At 41.2% G+C, this 17,253-nt stretch carries 15 protein-coding genes, 1 tRNA gene and 1 CRISPR repeat array; of the genes, 8 read left to right on the forward strand and 8 right to left on the reverse strand.

Features of this window, described 5'->3' with window-relative positions; all coding sequences use genetic code 11:
* Window positions 1–138 precede the first annotated feature (138 nt).
* Window positions 139–300: a hypothetical protein gene (locus V7K84_RS16440; protein ID WP_190894696.1), complete on the reverse strand. Its 162-nt coding sequence runs from the start codon at window positions 298–300 to the stop codon at window positions 139–141.
* Window positions 301–462: 162 nt separating this feature from the next.
* On the opposite strand from V7K84_RS16440, the gene cas12k reads away from it, so the two are divergent.
* The gene (cas12k, locus tag V7K84_RS16445) at window positions 463–2,364 is read left to right on the forward strand and encodes a type V CRISPR-associated protein Cas12k (RefSeq protein ID WP_334839536.1); all 1,902 of its coding nucleotides are present in this window, start codon (window positions 463–465) and stop codon (window positions 2,362–2,364) included.
* A gap of 491 nt (window positions 2,365–2,855) precedes the next feature.
* Window positions 2,856–3,320: direct repeats of the CRISPR family, unit length 37 nt; unit sequence GTTTCAACAACCATCCCGGCTAGGGGTGGGTTGAAAG.
* A gap of 263 nt (window positions 3,321–3,583) precedes the next feature.
* Here the strand turns inward: cas12k and V7K84_RS16450 are convergent.
* From V7K84_RS16450 to V7K84_RS16460, 3 genes are all read right to left on the reverse strand, one after another.
* Window positions 3,584–3,656, reverse strand: a tRNA-Ala gene (locus tag V7K84_RS16450).
* A gap of 65 nt (window positions 3,657–3,721) precedes the next feature.
* Entirely contained in the window at window positions 3,722–4,450 is a 729-nt protein-coding gene (locus tag V7K84_RS16455; protein ID WP_334839537.1) for an HAD family hydrolase, read from the reverse strand.
* Window positions 4,447–5,334: a class I SAM-dependent methyltransferase gene (locus tag V7K84_RS16460; RefSeq protein ID WP_334839538.1), complete on the reverse strand. Its 888-nt coding sequence runs from the start codon at window positions 5,332–5,334 to the stop codon at window positions 4,447–4,449. The genes V7K84_RS16455 and V7K84_RS16460 overlap by 4 nt, the downstream gene beginning before the upstream one ends.
* Before the next feature lie 318 nt (window positions 5,335–5,652).
* Here V7K84_RS16460 and V7K84_RS16465 point away from each other — a divergent pair, with 318 nt between their 5' ends.
* A complete protein-coding gene (locus V7K84_RS16465) occupies window positions 5,653–6,834 on the forward strand; it encodes an RtcB family protein (protein WP_334839540.1) in 1,182 nt (393 codons plus the stop codon).
* Window positions 6,835–6,921: 87 nt separating this feature from the next.
* Window positions 6,922–7,101 (forward strand): hypothetical protein, encoded by a 180-nt coding sequence (locus tag V7K84_RS16470; protein ID WP_334839542.1) that lies wholly within the window; start codon window positions 6,922–6,924, stop codon window positions 7,099–7,101.
* 6 nt (window positions 7,102–7,107) lie between these two features.
* On the opposite strand, the gene V7K84_RS16475 is transcribed toward V7K84_RS16470, so the two are convergent.
* Window positions 7,108–7,998 (reverse strand): Rpn family recombination-promoting nuclease/putative transposase, encoded by an 891-nt coding sequence (locus V7K84_RS16475; protein WP_334839544.1) that lies wholly within the window; start codon window positions 7,996–7,998, stop codon window positions 7,108–7,110.
* A gap of 138 nt (window positions 7,999–8,136) precedes the next feature.
* Entirely contained in the window at window positions 8,137–9,438 is a 1,302-nt protein-coding gene (locus V7K84_RS16480) for a dihydrolipoamide acetyltransferase family protein (RefSeq protein WP_334839546.1), read from the reverse strand.
* A gap of 504 nt (window positions 9,439–9,942) precedes the next feature.
* Between V7K84_RS16480 and V7K84_RS16485 the strand changes: the two genes are divergently transcribed.
* Complete coding sequence (locus V7K84_RS16485) at window positions 9,943–10,470, forward strand: hypothetical protein (RefSeq protein WP_334839547.1); 528 nt, start codon at window positions 9,943–9,945, stop codon at window positions 10,468–10,470.
* Between the two features lie 91 nt (window positions 10,471–10,561).
* Here V7K84_RS16485 and V7K84_RS16490 read toward each other — a convergent pair whose 3' ends face one another.
* Complete coding sequence (locus V7K84_RS16490; protein ID WP_012412623.1) at window positions 10,562–11,011, reverse strand: YlqD family protein; 450 nt, start codon at window positions 11,009–11,011, stop codon at window positions 10,562–10,564.
* A gap of 42 nt (window positions 11,012–11,053) precedes the next feature.
* Entirely contained in the window at window positions 11,054–13,030 is a 1,977-nt protein-coding gene (locus V7K84_RS16495) for an AMP-dependent synthetase/ligase (RefSeq protein ID WP_334839548.1), read from the reverse strand.
* Between the two features lie 228 nt (window positions 13,031–13,258).
* On the opposite strand from V7K84_RS16495, the gene V7K84_RS16500 reads away from it, so the two are divergent.
* From V7K84_RS16500 to V7K84_RS16515, 4 genes are all read left to right on the forward strand, one after another.
* Window positions 13,259–13,504, forward strand: coding sequence for a hypothetical protein (locus V7K84_RS16500; RefSeq protein ID WP_334839549.1), 246 nt, complete (start codon window positions 13,259–13,261; stop codon window positions 13,502–13,504).
* An 818-nt stretch (window positions 13,505–14,322) separates the two neighbouring features.
* Window positions 14,323–14,664 (forward strand): CU044_2847 family protein, encoded by a 342-nt coding sequence (locus V7K84_RS16505; RefSeq protein ID WP_334839551.1) that lies wholly within the window; start codon window positions 14,323–14,325, stop codon window positions 14,662–14,664.
* A 1-nt stretch (window position 14,665) separates the two neighbouring features.
* Window positions 14,666–15,559, forward strand: a complete 894-nt coding sequence (locus tag V7K84_RS16510; protein ID WP_334839552.1) for a trypsin-like peptidase domain-containing protein — start codon at window positions 14,666–14,668, stop codon at window positions 15,557–15,559.
* Window positions 15,560–15,576: 17 nt separating this feature from the next.
* Window positions 15,577–17,235, forward strand: a complete 1,659-nt coding sequence (locus tag V7K84_RS16515) for a hypothetical protein (protein ID WP_334839553.1) — start codon at window positions 15,577–15,579, stop codon at window positions 17,233–17,235.
* Window positions 17,236–17,253 lie beyond the last annotated feature (18 nt).

Raw genomic sequence — 17,253 nt, forward strand, 5'->3', positions numbered from 1 at the left:
TAAAAAGCGATCGCTCTAAGAAAAAAGAATGCGTAGGCGTAGTTAGTCAGTAGACATCGCCTCCGCTGCTCAACAATTACAACCCAGTTCTTAGGTAGAGTTTACACAAGTAAAAGGCGATCGCTTTCCACAATCCTGCTACTTTTCATCAGTAGCGGACTCTTTCTTTTTTAACCAATCTCTAATCGCCTCCTCCAAAGCCGCAGTCTGGGTCAATTCCAGACGCGCACAGGCAATTTCAAAGGCGATTTTTAAGTCTTTAGGGAGTCTACCCCGAACTTCTCTAGTTTCTTCTGCCATCCTAATTTGAAGCCAAAGCTTGCGGCTTTCATTTTTGCACAGCCTCTCAGTAAAAAAACATTTGCGTCATTGCGCTATTACGGCATTGCGCTATAATATTGGAAGTAAAAAAACAATTAACAATCCTGTCAGTGTTACCGAATCCACAAAGCTGAGGGCACCATGAGCGTTATTACAATTCAATGTCGCTTGGTTGCGGAAGAAGACACTCTCCGTCAACTTTGGGAACTTATGGCTGAAAAAAATACACCACTTATCAATGAATTGTTGCTACAGGTAGGAAAGCACCCAGGATTTGAAACCTGGCTAGAAGAAGGCAAAATACCTACTCAATTACTCAAAAAGCTTGTTAACTCACTCAAAACTCAAGAGCGTTTTATTGGTCAACCTGGACGCTTTTACACCTCAGCGATCGCTTTAGTGGATTATGTATATAAATCCTGGTTTGCGTTACAAAAACGCAGAAAGTACCAAATAGAAGGAAAAGAGCGTTGGCTGAAAATGCTCAAAAGCGATCTAGAACTCGAACAAGAAAGTCAATGTAGCTTAAACGTAATTCGTACTAAAGCCACCGAAATTCTTACCAAATTTACCCCCCAGTCCGAGCAGAATAGCAACCAGAAAAAGGGCAAAAAGACTAAAAAATCTACAAAGTCCAAAAAATCTTCACTTTTCCAAATTCTCTTAAACACTTACAGAGAAACAGAAGACCCTCTTACTCGTTGCGCTTTCGCATATCTGCTCAAAAATAAGTGTAAAATCAGTGAACTCGACGAAGACTTAGAAGAATTTACTAGAAATAGACGCAGAAAGGAAATAGAAATTGAGCGATTAAAAGACCAACTTCAAAGCCGCATACCGAAAGGTAGAGATTTGACAGGAGAAGAGTGGTTAGAAACTTTAGAAATTGCTACAGCTAATGTAGCTCAAAATGAAAAAGAGGCAAAAGCTTGGCAAGCAGCACTTTTAAGAAAAACTGCTGATGTCCCCTTTCCCGTGGCTTACGAATCTAACGAAGATATGACATGGTTAAAAAATGACAAAGGTCGTCTCTTTGTTCGGTTCAATGGCTTGGGAAAACTGACCTTTGAGATTTACTGTGATAAGCGTCATTTGCATTACTTTCAACGCTTTTTAGAGGATCAAGAAATTAAACGCAATAGTAAAAACCAACATTCAAGCAGTTTGTTCACTCTGCGTTCAGGGAGGCTTGCTTGGTTCCCAGGTGAGGAAAAAGGTGAAGTCTGGAAAGTAAATCAGCTAAATCTCTACTGCTCTTTAGATACTCGGATGTGGACTACTGAAGGAACTCAACACGTAGTTGAAGAGAAAGCCACCACAATTACCAAAATTTTAACGAAGGTAAAACAGAAAGATGACCTCAAAGATAAACAGCAAGCTTTTATCACTCGTCAGCAATCAACGCTAGATCGAATTAATAACCCTTTCCCTCGTCCCAGCAAGCCTAATTATCAAGGTCAACCCTCAATCTTAGTTGGTGTTAGTTTTGGTCTAGAAAAGCCAGTCACAGTAGCAGTGGTAGATGTTGTTAAAAATGAAATCCTGGCTTATCGCAGTGTAAAACAACTACTTGGTGAAAACTACAATCTTCTCAATCGTCAGCGACAACAACAGCAACGCTTATCTCACGAACGGCACAAAGCTCAGAGACAGAATGCGCCAAACTCCTTTGGTGAATCAGAGTTAGGGCAATATGTAGATAGATTATTGGCTGATGCGATTGTGGCGATCGCCAAAACCTATCAAGCAGACAGCATAGTTATCCCAAAACTCCGCGATATGCGTGAGCAAATCAGTAGCGAAATCCAATCCAGAGCAGAGAAGAAATGTCCTGGTTACAAGGAAGCTCAACAAAAATATGCCAAAGAATATCGTATAAACATTCATCGCTGGAGTTACGGTCGATTAATTGAGAGTATTAAATCCCAAGCTGCAAAAGTCGGAATTTCTACTGAAATTGGTACACAGCCAATTAAAGGTAGTCCACAAGAAAAGGCGGGAAATTTAGCCGTCTTTGCTTACCAAGAACGTCAAGCTGCTTAAATTTAATTCACTAATCCGAACCTAGAAAATATAATATTTTTATAACAGCGCCGCAGTTCATGCTCTTTTGAGCCAATGTACTGTGAAAAATCTGGGTTAGTTTGGCGGTTGGAAGATCGTCATGCTTTCTGACCCTGGTAGCTGCCCGCTTCTGATGCTGCTGTCGCAAGACAGGATAGGTGCGCTCCCAGCAATAAGGGGTAAGGCTTTTAGCCATAGTCGTTATTCATAACGGTGTGGATTACCACAGTGGTGGCTACTGAATCACCCCCTTCGTCGGGGGAATCCTCCAAATATTTTTTTGGCGTGTCAAAGCGGGGGCAAAATCCCTGGAGTCCCGCCAAAACTTTAAAACCCTTATCCAGTCTTGATTTAAGAAACTAGTATGTCAATGCATTTAGTTTTTTAATTTGCAATTCGAGACTTTTTAAGCCGACCTGCCAAATTATGTGTATGGAAAGCTTTTATAGCAAGGGTTCTAGACGGGTAGAGTTTCAACAACCATCCCGGCTAGGGGTGGGTTGAAAGCAAGAACACTGCGCGAAATATCCGCAGAAATTAGGTTTCAACAACCATCCCGGCTAGGGGTGGGTTGAAAGCTATGTACTAGAAACTCAGGATACTGCGATCGCTTGTTTCAACAACCATCCCGGCTAGGGGTGGGTTGAAAGTCAGCATAGAACAAAGATTGTCGTTCATCAAAGTTTCAACAACCATCCCGGCTAGGGGTGGGTTGAAAGTCGCCTATCTAAGTTTACAAGTTAAATGTTGTCAAGTTTCAACAACCATCCCGGCTAGGGGTGGGTTGAAAGAACTAGGTTTTTCTGCCATATTATTGACTTTTTTGTTTCAACAACCATCCCGGCTAGGGGTGGGTTGAAAGTAATCTTCTTCTCCGCTAGCAAAAAACTCAATAATGGTTTCAACAACCACCCCGGCTAGGGGTAGATCGAAAAAATAAGCAATAGAAAATATGTACTCGTACTAACCAGATTTGAAAATGGTTAAAAAGTACAACTAAGTTATTAGGAGGGTTGAAAGGAGTGCTGCGATCGAACAAATGTTAAGGAAAAATAATTTGCTTGTGGTAAATTTGACAGTTAATGCCGAAAGAAGACGACGTTAATTTGCGAAAACCTAATATACTAAAATTAATGACACAAACTTACGAAATCGACATTAATTTGCGAATCGCGACATATAATTTGCGAATGTACAATGGAGAATAACGGATTCGAACCGATGGCCTCTGCGGTGCGATCGCAGCACTCTACCAACTGAGCTAATTCCCCTTAATGGTTGCTAAGTCAAGAGTAATATTACTCATTAACTCAAAACATTACCACCATAGATTATTCTAACATTCAGTTACCGATGGTTGAGGCTGTTTTTGGGAATAAACTTTTTGCACCCGTTCGAGTTCCAAATCACTGAGATAATCAACAGTCCAGTTACAGCAGCGCTGAAGCATGTGGAATGGGTAAGTGTTCGCTACACCAACAACTTGCATTTGCGATCGCTTCGCTGCTTCAATACCTGCTGGAGTATCTTCAATTGCCAGACACTCGTATGGTTGGAGATTCAATTCGGGATATTCTTTATTCAGGCGTTTTACTGCCAGTAGATAACCATCGGGTTCTGGTTTACTGGTGGTGATGTCATCACCCGCGACGATAATTTTAAAATGTTCGGCTAGTTTCGCACGATTGAGTACTAGTTCTATTTCTGTGCGAATCGCGCCACTAACTAATCCTAGTTTCAGATTGCGCGATCGCACCTGAAATATTAAGTCTTCTACACCTGGATATAAAGGCAGTTTCTTTATTTTCTCTAGTTCCACCGTATAAGCTTCGGCTTTGCGGTACAGCAACTGAGTTAAATAGTTTTCATTGGCTACTCTACCACGATTAGCGAGTAGTTGCTGAAAACAAGCGCGATCGCTGCGTCCTAAAGAAGCTTGACGCTCGCTAACCTTTTGGGGTTGGAGATTTTCTTCAACGAGAATCTCATCGATCAGTTGCAGGTGGATTGGCTCATCGTTAATGATGACACCATTAAAATCAAAGAGAACTGCCTTTAAACTCATGCCATTATGCCAAACGCTGGAGAACCAAGTCCCTCCAAATCATTATTATCTACTGATGTGGGAGTATAATGACGGACATTTTCGGTTGCTATTGGTTTAATGCCGCTAGTTACCTGATTTATCCACCATACATCCTGCGATCGCACTGCTTCAAATCCGGCTGCACCCATATTCGCTTCTGTACTACTAGCAGCATACTCACGAATATATGGCTCCTCAAAAACGTCATTGAGCCATTCTAACTGACGCAGAGTCTTCTGATTCCCATCAAGAATTAATACTTGTCCCCCAGTTACCAGCAACCGGAAGCATTCTCGTAGAATTGCTAGGGACACCTCATTAGGAGTTTCGTGGAATAGCAAAGAAGCTGTTACTAAGTCAAATGTTGCATCCCTTAAACCAGTTTTTTCAGCATTTCCGTGTCGCCAGACTATCTCCAAGCCAGCATTTCTAGCTTTATCTTCCGCCCTTACCAGCATATAAGGTGATAAATCCAAACCAATAACTTCCGCTTCGGGGAAAGCCTGCTTTAACATTAAAGTAGTGGAGCCTGTACCGCAGCCTAAATCGAGTATGCGTCGTGGTTTCACCTGAACGGCATCAACTAAAGCTTGACGGACAATACCTTCATTAGGCGGTAGAACGTATTGAGTAACCGGATCGTAAGTAACTGCTGCATCGGAATTGAGATATCCGCCAGCAATCCCGTGAAAGTTTTGATTACTGTAGTATGACGGAATTATGACATCATCTCGTCGATAGCGATCGCTCTCTTTTTCCCAATTAATACTATCAGCGTAACGCCGTAACCCATCTTCATCAATCAAAAGACGCACTACAGGGGATAAAAAACGTTCCCAGATTGTATCTTGACGCACTGCCATATTGTGTCAGAACTTTAAGGAGTTATTTAAATACAGTGATTTTCTTTACAAATTTTAATACATTGGGAAAACATTTGCTTTCTCCCTGTGGTGATAGATTGACGATTGTAATCAATATTGTTACATTTGTAATACAAAGATGTAACTCCTAAAAGTAGTTCTTCAGCTTCACGAAAATTCAGGGAGCCAAATGAAAGACAATACAACATATAAATTGCTACAACTAACTAGGTAATGGGTTATATGTCATACCGATAAGTCTCACTGCCCTGTACCAAATCCAAAATCTAAAATTTAAAATCCAAAATAGAAAAAATTATGCCCTACGAAAAATTAGAAATTACCACACCAGCACCCGTCTTATCTTGGGCAAATCACTCTTTGGGGCCAGAAGAAACCAAGATGGCCAAGAATGTGGCATCATTACCATTTGTATTTAAGCACGTGGCATTAATGCCAGATGTTCACTTAGGAAAAGGTGCTTTAGTGGGTTCTGTAATTGCAACCAAAGAGGCAATTATCCCAGCTGCTGTCGGTGTGGATATTGGTTGCGGTATGAGCGCAATCAAAACAGTATTTACCGCAGAACAACTAGAAGGTAAACTCAAGAAAATCCGCTTGGATATTGAAGCAGCGATTCCGACTGGATTCAACGAAAATAAAGACGTTGAAAAATCTGTCAGCAACTGGCAGCACTGGGATGATTTTAAAGACTTACATCGCGGCGTGCAAGACCTACAAGGTAAAGCAATGAAACAGATGGGTTCTCTGGGTGGAGGAAATCACTTTATTGAAGTGTGCCTCGATACAGAAAATCAAGTTTGGTTGATGCTGCATTCTGGTTCGCGTAACATTGGCAATAAACTCGCCCAGTGTCATATTCACACAGCCAGAGAATTAGCAAAAATGGCAGGTAATAAATTACCTGACCCAGATTTGGCTCACTTTGTCGCTGGTACGCCAGAATTCCAGGCATATTGGCATGATTTACAATGGTCACAAAACTATGCACGTGTCAACCGCGATGTGATGATGGCGCGTTTTAAGCACATAGTTGAGAAACATTTAGTCGGTGGAAAGGCAACTAAACCTTTATTGCAGGTTAATTGTCATCACAATTACGCCGAAAAAGAAGTGCATTTTGACGAGGATGTTTACGTTACTCGTAAGGGTGCAGTTCGGGCACAGAGTGAAGATTATGGGATTATTCCTGGTTCGATGGGGGCAAAGTCTTTTATCGTTAAGGGTAAAGGTAACGCCCATAGTTTTTGTTCTTGTTCCCACGGTGCAGGGCGTTTGATGTCTAGAAATAAGGCAAAAAATGTCTATACACTTGATGATTTGATCGAGCAAACAAATGGTGTAGAGTGCCGCAAAGATGAGGGTGTGTTAGATGAAATTCCTGGTGCTTATAAGCCGATAGAACAAGTTATGGCAAATCAAGCGGATTTGGTTGAGGTTGTAGCGACTCTCAAGCAAGTTCTTTGTGTTAAGGGATAAGTTTGTCTGGTGGGTAATGCCCACCTTTTTTATTTTTTTAAACGCAAAGGGACGCTGAGGTAAGCGCAGAGGTACGCAGAGGAAGAAATGATTGTTTTAAGTGAATCGACTGAACAAATGGAGCCATCTGCTAGGGCTGGCGAAAATAAATTAATGACTGAGGCTGCCCAATTATTACTTGATGTAGAGATTATTGGGAGGTATTGCTTGTATTTCAAAGTACAAGTAGATGATAAATTACTAGTGTTAGTGTTTATGGTAATATAGCAAACTCTAATTTTCTATTGTATTTAGCCAATTCATCAAATCAGCTTCACTGACAAAATCTAGTAATACTTCACCCAATTCCTCTAACTGAGCCAAGGACAACTTTTGCAACCGAGATTGTAACTGAGAATTAATTGAACCAAGCCGACGAGCTAATAGACGTATCACTAGCCTTAGTTCTGATTGTCTTCCTTGTTCAATACCTTGTTCAATACCTTGTTCAATTCCTTGTTCAATGCCTCGTTGTCTACCTTCTTGGAGTCCTTCTTCAAGAATTTCTTGATAAATGCTAGATTCTCTCATATCTTCTCTCCTCAAAAACTGACGAATTAGTTCTGGCTCGAATACCAACCCTGCGAGAAGTTGGGTACATACCGAGATACTTTGCTTGGTGGCTTCTTCTTCAATCATACTCACCTGAACTGCTACCTGTTGAAGTAAGCTTTGAGGAGAATCTGTTCGCGCCAAAGTTGCCAGAGGTAATAAACCAGGAGATAACAATAAAGACTCTGGATCTTGTTCCCAAATTCGGATGATGCGGTAACGGTGGGTAGTATTGCGGGCAGTAAATTGATCTACAAAGACAGCTTCTGAAGTTGTCGGTTTAAGAAAAATCACTACCTGCTCGATATCGCAATTGTATTGTCGATATAGCCGCACCCAATAATCCAACATCCGCAGTGGCAAAGGTGGAGTCGATGCTGGTAAGGTTTGAAACTCTAAATGCAGTATTTGATTGGCAGTTTGCAAAAAGGTTACTGAATCGGCACGAATTGGCTCTTGATTTAATTCTGTTTTGAGAATCTGGATATCCGTTGCCTCAGATGCAAGTAAGTAGCGGATAAAATCTTCTGGATATTGCTCAACTAGATATTTTAGGGTGTTGTCGTATGTCACTCGTGATAAATAGCTAGGCGTAAATCAATTAAATATTTGTAGTATTGAAGTGTAAGCATTATTTGTTGTTAGCGCTACTCTACGAAAAACTGCTGTTCGCTGATAGCGCTAACATTTAAATTTGGTGTCTTTTCAAAATTACATTGTCAAAGATTGAGGATTTGTCTCAATCAATTTAGCTAAATCTTGCAAGAACGCCGCAGCATGGGCACCATAAATAATCCGGTGGTCAGAAGTAATATTCACCTCCATTTGTTGGCGCACGCCAAATAAACCGTCGGGTGTTGCTACTACTTGCGGACGAGATGCTCCGATCGCTAAAATTGAACCTTGTCCAGGCGGTAAAATCGCATCAAATTTATCTACGCCAAACATCCCCAAATTGGACAGGGTAAAAGTACCACTGTTGTATTCTTGGGGCTGTAATTGTTTTGCTCTCGCACGTTCTACCAAAGACTTCCAAGTACGCGACAGAGAATATATATCCACTGCGTCTGCATTTTGCAGCACAGGTGTAATTAATCCGCCATCATCCATCGCTACTGCTACGGAAATGTTGATATCAGAATGATAAACAATACCCTGGTCTGAGTAGCTAGCATTTAACAATGGGTGTTTTTGCAATGTCACTGCTACAGCTTTCGCCAGTAGCGCTGTCATTGTCACGCCTTTGGATTTAATTTGTTTATAAAGTTTGTCTAATCCATCGGTGGTAATTGTATAACCAACACGGAAGACGGGCACGGATATGGTAGCTACCATGTTCCGCACTACGGCATTTTGGAAGGTAGTTAAAGGTACGGTTTGACCAGGAACAGCGGCTGCCACGGGTGCGGGTGCTGGTGTCCGAGGTGCTGGGGGTGCAACTGGGGCGCTGATTGGTACGGGTGCTGGTGGAGCAACTGGGGCAGCTGCGGGTTGTTTACCCTTGTTAGACAATGCTTCTACATCTTCGGCGACAATGCGTCCGTGGGGGCCACTGCCTTGGAGTGTAGTTAAATCAACTTTGAGTTCTTTGGCTAACTTGCGGGCACGGGGTGAAGCTACAAGCCTTCCTTCTTTATGGTTAGACCCGTTTTGAGACGCTAAGGCAGGTGTTGCGGCTGAGGCTGTGGCAGCAACTGGTTCCGGGGAAGAGGTAGGAGTAGCAGCCGCGCCGCCAGAATTGGCAAGAGATTTCGCCTGTTCAATTTCAGCTTCCGTTTCGGCGATAAAGGCGATCGCAGATCCTACCGGGGCAGTTTCACCAGCTTCAACTATGATATGGGCAAGAAATCCCTCATAAAAGGTTTCTACATCCATATCTGCCTTATCTGACTCTACAACCACCACTGTTTCGCCTTTTTCCACTTTGTCCCCTGGCGATTTCACCCAGGAGACGATTTTGCCTTCCGTCATGGTGGAACTCAGCGCCGGCATAAATACTTCGTGAATGCTCATAGGGTGGTTTGGAAATCAATGGTTTATGGACTTTAACAGTTTTTGTCAGATCGAATTGTATCTTGATGGGAGAGTTTTAGACTGTTTATATTTTAGGTTGGGCATTGGGCATACTAGTTCCAAGTTCCGAGTTCCGTTAGCGGATAGCTAAGGTTTAGCCCGTGCTGAGTAAAGAAGTAAGATTCCCTACTTAGCACTCAGTACTCAGTACTCCTGAAGGGCATTGCCTATTCACTAATGACTCTAGGAACCTAAATATGGTTTAGAGGTCTATAATACAGAACTATCCTCAATGGTTAGCCAATATCTTGCTCGCTCTCGTTTTAGTCATTGACTTGCAAAAACCACCACGAGTTTCTCACAGATTAAATGGGATTGCTATTTAATATTCCTCATAACCACTACTTAAGATACAAGAGCTTCTCACGGATAGAGGATATAGGATGTAGTTCAATCTAGAATTCAAAACTGGTAATAACCTATTTGAAATTCCTGTTTACTTTTATGTCGGCAAAGCTGAAATTCTTTTTGATTGTGATATTAAGTATCTCTGCTACGGCTGGTGCTGGAGTTTATATTATCCAGCACCAGCAATCTGCACCGATTGTTGAGACTAGTGATGAGCAAACCCAGCAGATGGGAGCAATACATCAGTCTCAGGAAGTTGCAGCATTCTCAGAGCGTTCCGATTATCAAACTATACCTTTAGAAAAACTTAACTCATCTCTCCAAGGCAGTAATCCTACTACCCTTGCCCTGAATGCCTTTGAGGAGATAGCAGTGGGAGGATCGCAAAAGATAGATGTAGTTTATCCCCAACCAAATCAGGCGTTAGTGACGATTACGCAAATCAAGCGGGGTAATAATTCCGTTGGGACGGTTAAATATCGAGCGGAGATGACAACCTTTGGGCGATCGCTTTTTATTAGCTCACCTCCAGTGTGGCAAATTGTTTGGGCTGGCTCCCAGGTGGAATGTTGGGCTGGGAGCCGCTCTCACAGTAACACTAAGTTAAATCACATCTGTCATTAGTCATTGGTCACTTGTACTGAGCGTAGTCGAAGTATTGTATTAGTCACAAAACAAATGACAACGGACAAATGACAAATGACAAATGACAAATTTAAATGTCGCCGCGAATTTCTTCTACAACGCCATCGCGCAGAACGATTTCGACTTGCATTTTGCTAATCAGGTTATCACCGATTTCTACCCGGAAAAAGCCTTCCATTTGGAATTGGTTGACTTCCTGATCTTGCTGGAGAAACTGCACTTGCTGGAGGTTTTGCAGCAACTGATTTTTTTGCTCCAAAAATTCACTTTTCTTTTGATTGACTTGGAGTTGGATATTGTCAATTTGTTGGAGAGTCTGGGGGCCAGGTGGTTGCAGACTCTGCTTTTGAATTGCCGCGATCGCTCTTTGTCCTTCAACGTCTAGCTGTTGCAGTTGCTGATCGAGTTGATTGATTTGGGTTTGCAGCTGCTGTTGTACTTCCTCTTTCCAGAGGGGAGTCACAATAACTTTGACGTTAACGACGCGTTTCAGAAGCAAATTAGATTTGGAGACATCCATAAATATTTCACGTTCACTCTTTACAGTTAGCAGGTGGAATGATCAGGCAAACATGCCGTCAATAATATCGCGATAGCGTTCCGTGACGACATGTCGGCGAACTTTTAGTGTTTGTGTCATCAAGCCATTTTCGATGGAAAACGGTTCCAGAATGAGTTTAAACGTTCCGATGCGGTCATCCGGTCGATAGCCTGGACGATTTTGGACTTCCCGATTCAATTCTTGGCGAAATAAATCCTGGATCATTTTACTCTCCAAGTCAATTTTTTGACTATCTGAGGAAGTCACCTGATTATTGGGCGTATCCACCGTTAGATTCTGACTTGCTGCCCATTTTTCTAAGGCTTCGACATTGGGGACAATTAAGGCTCCCAGGCTGCGCCGATCTTGGCCGATGAGCATAATTTGATCGATGTATGGCGATCGCAAACACGCATCTTCGATCGGCTGTGGCTCGATGTTTTCCCCGTTAGTCAATACAATCGTATCTTTAGCCCTGCCAGTCAGCACTAAGTCATCTTGTGGTGTCAGCCAACCCAAATCGCCGCTATCAAACCAACCTTCCGCATCAATTGCTTTCGCTGTCGCTTCAGGATTTTGGTAATAGCCTTGCATAATCTGCGGGCCTCTCAACAATACTAAGCCTCGCTTCTCTATTGGTAAAGGCGCTTTTGTCTCAGGATCGACGATTTTAGCTTCTGTAGCCGGGAGTGGTAGCCCTGATGCGCCAATCAAATTCCGCCAAGGACGCCGTACATGGGTGACAGGAGAAGTTTCTGTCAAGCCGTAGCCTTGTAAAATCTGCACGCCAATAATTTCAAAGAAATTATCTATGTGTCTGGGAAGCGCACCGCCGCCGCTAATCATCTGCTTAACTTGTCCCCCTGTGGCTTCCCGAACTTTGGCGTAAACCAGTCGTTCTCCCAAGGCATGGAGGGGTAATAGAGCTGATGCTTGGATCTTAGCTGCTAATCGTTCGGCGGCTGAAGCATGAAGATTATTTAAATCCAATCCCTGAGCAGTTCGCTGCGCTTTGATATATTTGTCGCTAATGCCCAATAAAAATTTAATTAGGCGTTGCTTGTTGGCTGGTTGTTCGCGGAACTGCTTTTGCACTCCTTCATAAATCGATTCCCACAGGCGGGGTACACCGACCATGTAATTGGGTTTAAATTGTCTCAAATCCCCTTTTACAGAGCGCAAGTTGGTATAAACTTGCGTACAACCTTGAGATAGTAGGTAATATTCAACAGTTCGTTCGTAGCTGTGCCACGAAGGTAGGATACTGAGAACGATATCACCCGCGTTTGGTTGCAATACTGTCCCAAAACTGATCACTTGGTGCATCAAGTTACTATAAGACAGCATTACACCTTTAGGTTTACCCGTAGTACCAGAGGTATAAATTAGGGTTGCCAAAGCGTCACGATTTTGCTTGACTGGCACAAAATTATGATTTTTACCGATTTCGAGCAACTGTGAAAAGTTGAGTACCTTTAGGGTTTCGTCTGTTGGTGGTGCTTCATCGGAAAGTAAGATGACTACTTGAATTGGTAAATCTTTGAGGCGATCTTGGAGTTTTTTAAGTGTTTTTAAATCTTCAACGACGATCGCTGTACTGCCGCTATTCGCGATAATAAACAACAGTTCTTCTTTTTCGGCTTGGGAGCTACGTACCGCATCAACACCTCCAGCAGTCATTATGCCTTGATCGGCAATAAACCACCGAGGACTATTGTCAGCAATTAGGGAAATGCGATCGCCTACCTTTACTCTTAACGCCTGTAAGCCGGCAGCAAATAGTTGCATTTGCTCTGCCAACTGGGTATAAGTAATCGCTACCTCTGGTTTAGCGTGAGGATTGCGGAGAGCAACAATATCACCAAATCGTTGAGCTGCCAAAGGCCAAATTTCTGGTAGCGATTCCACATTTGTGTAATCTACCAACCGCTTTAATGCTTGCCGTTCTCGCTCGCTGATGTTAGATAAAAAAGAAGACGCGGTTTGGGTTGTTGACATAACACCTTACTTAAAGATTTTAAACTGATTATTTTCCAGCTTATTTTGTTATTCCGCTACAATAACCATCCTTATTATCCACATACCCTTCTGTGTACGATAATTCCAGGAATTCCACGTTTATATTTACAAAAATTTATGTTAAAGTTAGTTTACATAGAGTGCAAGCAATGATTGTGTTTGCATCTAAAAACAGGATCGCCTATGTTTCACAGGAGATGATTACCTATGACTTTTATCGACGGCATAATGCTAACGTTGCTCAATATTGCTGCTTGCATAGCGTTACCGAAGATTTTAGCTATTCTTTTGGCTGATAAAACCAAACTTACTGAAACATTGGCGAATGGTTCCAAATTACAAGCAGCCAAAATTGAACTTACAAGTTTTCCTTATTGTACAGCTTACCAATTGACAGGTAGCCAATACTGTAAATTCAGTCCTGATTTTTGTGCCAACTGTTCTCCGAATTGATGGACTGTTTGTCAGAAAAATTCCTCGGTACTTCCGAAAACCAGCAATTCAATTAATTCTTCAACACATATTCATTCTCATTTCGACACCTTGAAATCCCCGACTTATTGAAAAAGTTGGGGATATTTTTGTTCGTAACTCCTGCAAGGATTCCTAAACTTCGTCCAGATTCATAGTTAAACTTATCTCTGTAATATGCTCTTTAGGAAACTCGCAGCAATCTGCTTCAGCATCAAATACTAGCCGGACATGGCATGAGTCGATAACTATAAGGCGCGCATCGATCGCAGGTATTAGGATTTTCAGGGTTTACATAGCGTTACTACGAGAAAGTTTAATTAAATTTACATTGTGTAATATAGTTTGTATTATTCTTGCCTACTTAGTTAGATTCAAGCAATTTTCCAGCTTAGTCAGTATAATTACTAATTGAACTAAAGCTACATATATAACTAATATAACAATTATTAAATCTATTACATGACAGTCAAGCAGCCTGTAATGCCCAAGCAGCATGAAGTTGGTCAGTTTATTTAGAAACCTCACAAATTTCTAGTAGGCTATCAAGTCAATGATGCTGGGTAAATCAGTTTGTAATCAAGACCTTAGTCCTGTGTTAATCACTTAAGTGTTTACTACGTAGCAGGGGTGGGAAAAGTCTTGCCAGAAGCTTAATAAAATGGGAGAAAAAAGTAAATAATTGCTAGAGAAGTATTTAACGAGTTAACCATTAAATGAAAATACAATTACAAAATTTTCGGCAAACTCTTTTGATGGTCAACACATTAAACTATTAGTTCCAAATCACAGGTTTCACTATGAATCAGAAGCAGATCGTAGAGTTTTCTCTCAAAGATGGCACGAAGTTTTTAGCTGAAGTTGATGAACCAGAAAATAGCAATGCTCTTGTACGTGTTGCTAGACCAGATACAGGGCAAATGGTAGTTGAAGCTAAAAAGAAATTTGAAGATGTATTAGATCAAATACAACCTGTCGCTTCGGCAATTATCACCAAACTGAGTCAGCTTAATACACCTGCGAATGAAGTAGAGGTTAAGTTTGGTATTAAGTTAAATGCGGCGGCGGGTGCAATTTTTACCTCTGTAAGTGGTGAAGCTAACTACGAAATTACCTTGAAATGGAAGCAAGACAAGGCATAGTATGGTAGCGAATACAGATAATTATATTCAAACTTTTAGGTCAGCGATCGCTCGGATTTTTCATGCCAATGGTGCGGTAGTTGGTGTAGGTTTTTTAGTCTCTGGGCGAACTCGAAATTACATCCTGACGTGCGCTCACGTTGTTACTTCAGCCCTATCTTTAGCAGAAGATATAGTTGAAGCTCCTAATAATGATATTTATTTAGATTTCCCCCTAATTGCATCAGGACAACAACTAAAAGCTAAAGTTGTTTTTTGGCAACCCGTTGTCAGTAATGCATCAACTTCTGAGCCTGAAGATATTGCCGGGTTGCAAATCGAAGGGCAGTTGCCTAAAGAAACCCAAGCTATCCAACTAATAAGAGCTAACAATATTTGGCAGCATCCTTTCCGCATATTCGGTTTTCCTAACGGACATAATGATGGCGTTTGGGCCACAGGCGTGTTGCGAGATGGACAAGGAAAGGGATGGGTGCAACTGGAAGATAGTAAGGTAACTGGCTACAGAATAGAACCGGGTTTTAGTGGTGCGCCGATATGGGATGAAACTCTTATAGGAGTGGTTGGGATGGCAGTAGCGGCAGAGAAGCGGCGAGAAGATATCAAAACTGCTTTCATGATTCCTGCGGATGTATTGATTGAAGCATGGGATGAAATCGGTTTGCCTATTTCATCCCATGCACATATCCAGAATATTCCTAGTAGAGTTCAACAACTCAAAATCAAAACTTTGCAACAACGCTTTGACGTTCTTAGTAGTGATTATGAGGTGGCTTACAATCAACTCAACTATACACTTAGTGCGAGCGATCGCAATATCATCCAACGCCAAATTGATAGCATCTTACAAGAGCTAGAGCGAGTAGAAAGCGAACTTAATACCATAAATCATTAATTTCATACCTAAATAAAATGACAAGCTCTGTAGATTTACGAAAGAACTATCTAGAACAGTTAATAGCCAATTTAAAAAGTGAGGTTGAAAGCCTCAGCAAGCAAATGGCTCGGACGAGTAATGATGTAGATAAAAATAAATTACAAAGACAAGTTGATGATAAATTCGATGAAATGTATAAAATCGAATCAGAGTTAAACCAGCTAAATCAACAATCTTTAGTGCAAGTTGAATCTGATAATATCCCATTCACTAATCGCGATGCTGCAATTAATGAAATTACAGCAATTAATTCTCCTCCTTATCGTCTGGTGACAGCACCTGAAGGTTATGGAAAAACAGAATTTCTCAAACAAATCCAGGGACGGTTTCAAGAATTGCAATGGTGTTGTGCTTACGCTCCCATCTCTGGTTATGAAACTATTGAAAACTTAGAAAAACGGTTAGCAAATTCTCTGCAACTTACACTCCCTGAAGGACATGATTTAAATTGGGGAGAACGTTTAGGTTCACTATTGCATAGAAATTGGGCTAAATGGCAATCACAGGGCAAAAAAGGTATTGTGCTGCTAATCGATCTGGATGGCTGTGCCCCACAAAAGCAACGTTTAAATGAACTTTTTAATGACTTTAAGGAATTTGCCTGGAGAATTGAAAAATGTTTGAAAGAATTACAGTTCTTTAAAGATAATTCGCGGAGACTTCGAGTTGTGATTGCAGCTCGTTGTTTGATCGATCTTCCATTAGATCGGACTTTCCCTAAACTAATACTCTCTCCTTTTAACTGGGAAGTAATTCAGGATACAGCAACAAAATATCTCAAGCCTATAGAGATGACTTCTGAAAGTCTTGCTTTACTCGCAGGACACTTACTGTATTTAACTGGTGGACATCCAGGGGGAATTGCTGAAGCACTGAAAGTTTATCGAGATGGCTGTTACACAGTTAGTTGGCTCTTAAACAGTTATGGCAACCAATTATGGGAAAAAAACCTCAAAAAGTGTAGAGATCAGATTAAAGAAAGCTTGACAAAAGAAAATAATCATCTATACGAATCTATTGAAAAACTGAGTATATTTCCTATACTCAATGGAACTTGGATATTAAAGGAAGCTGTTCGGAGATTTAAGTTACCTTTCAGTGACGATAGTTTTAAATTAAATGCTGAACTGACAAAGACATCTATTTTTACTCGTGATAAAACGATTATTAAAGATGGGATGACACGGCGGCTGTTAGTTATTGGTCTGCTCCGAGAAACCTCGCCTGATAACTTTCAAGAACTTTGTAGCGAAGCGGCTCAAATCTGCTGGGAATATATTCACGAACTAAAATCAAAGAATAATTCTGCTGTTGCGGGTACTTGGTCTATGCAATATTTTTTTCAAAGTCTTCAGAAACACGCTGGATTTATCAATTTTGGCCCAAATAGTCTGGCTTATCGACAAGAACTCCGTAATGATTTCTTTGATAAAACTGTTGAGGAAACTTTGGGAATATTTCGCAATACAGATCGAGAGCAATTCCATGAATTTATTTATACGCTTAAATCTGAAGTAGAAAATGACTGGGAATTTCAGTTTCTTGTCAATTACTATTTACATAATGATGAATATAATGACACACCTTATAGATATTTAATTCAGAAGCTTGATGAAGCCATTCAAAATAACTAACAATTAAATAGGAGTCTA

The sequence above is a fragment of the Nostoc sp. genome (assembly GCF_036917315.1).
Taxonomy (GTDB): Bacteria; Cyanobacteriota; Cyanobacteriia; order Cyanobacteriales; family Nostocaceae; genus Nostoc.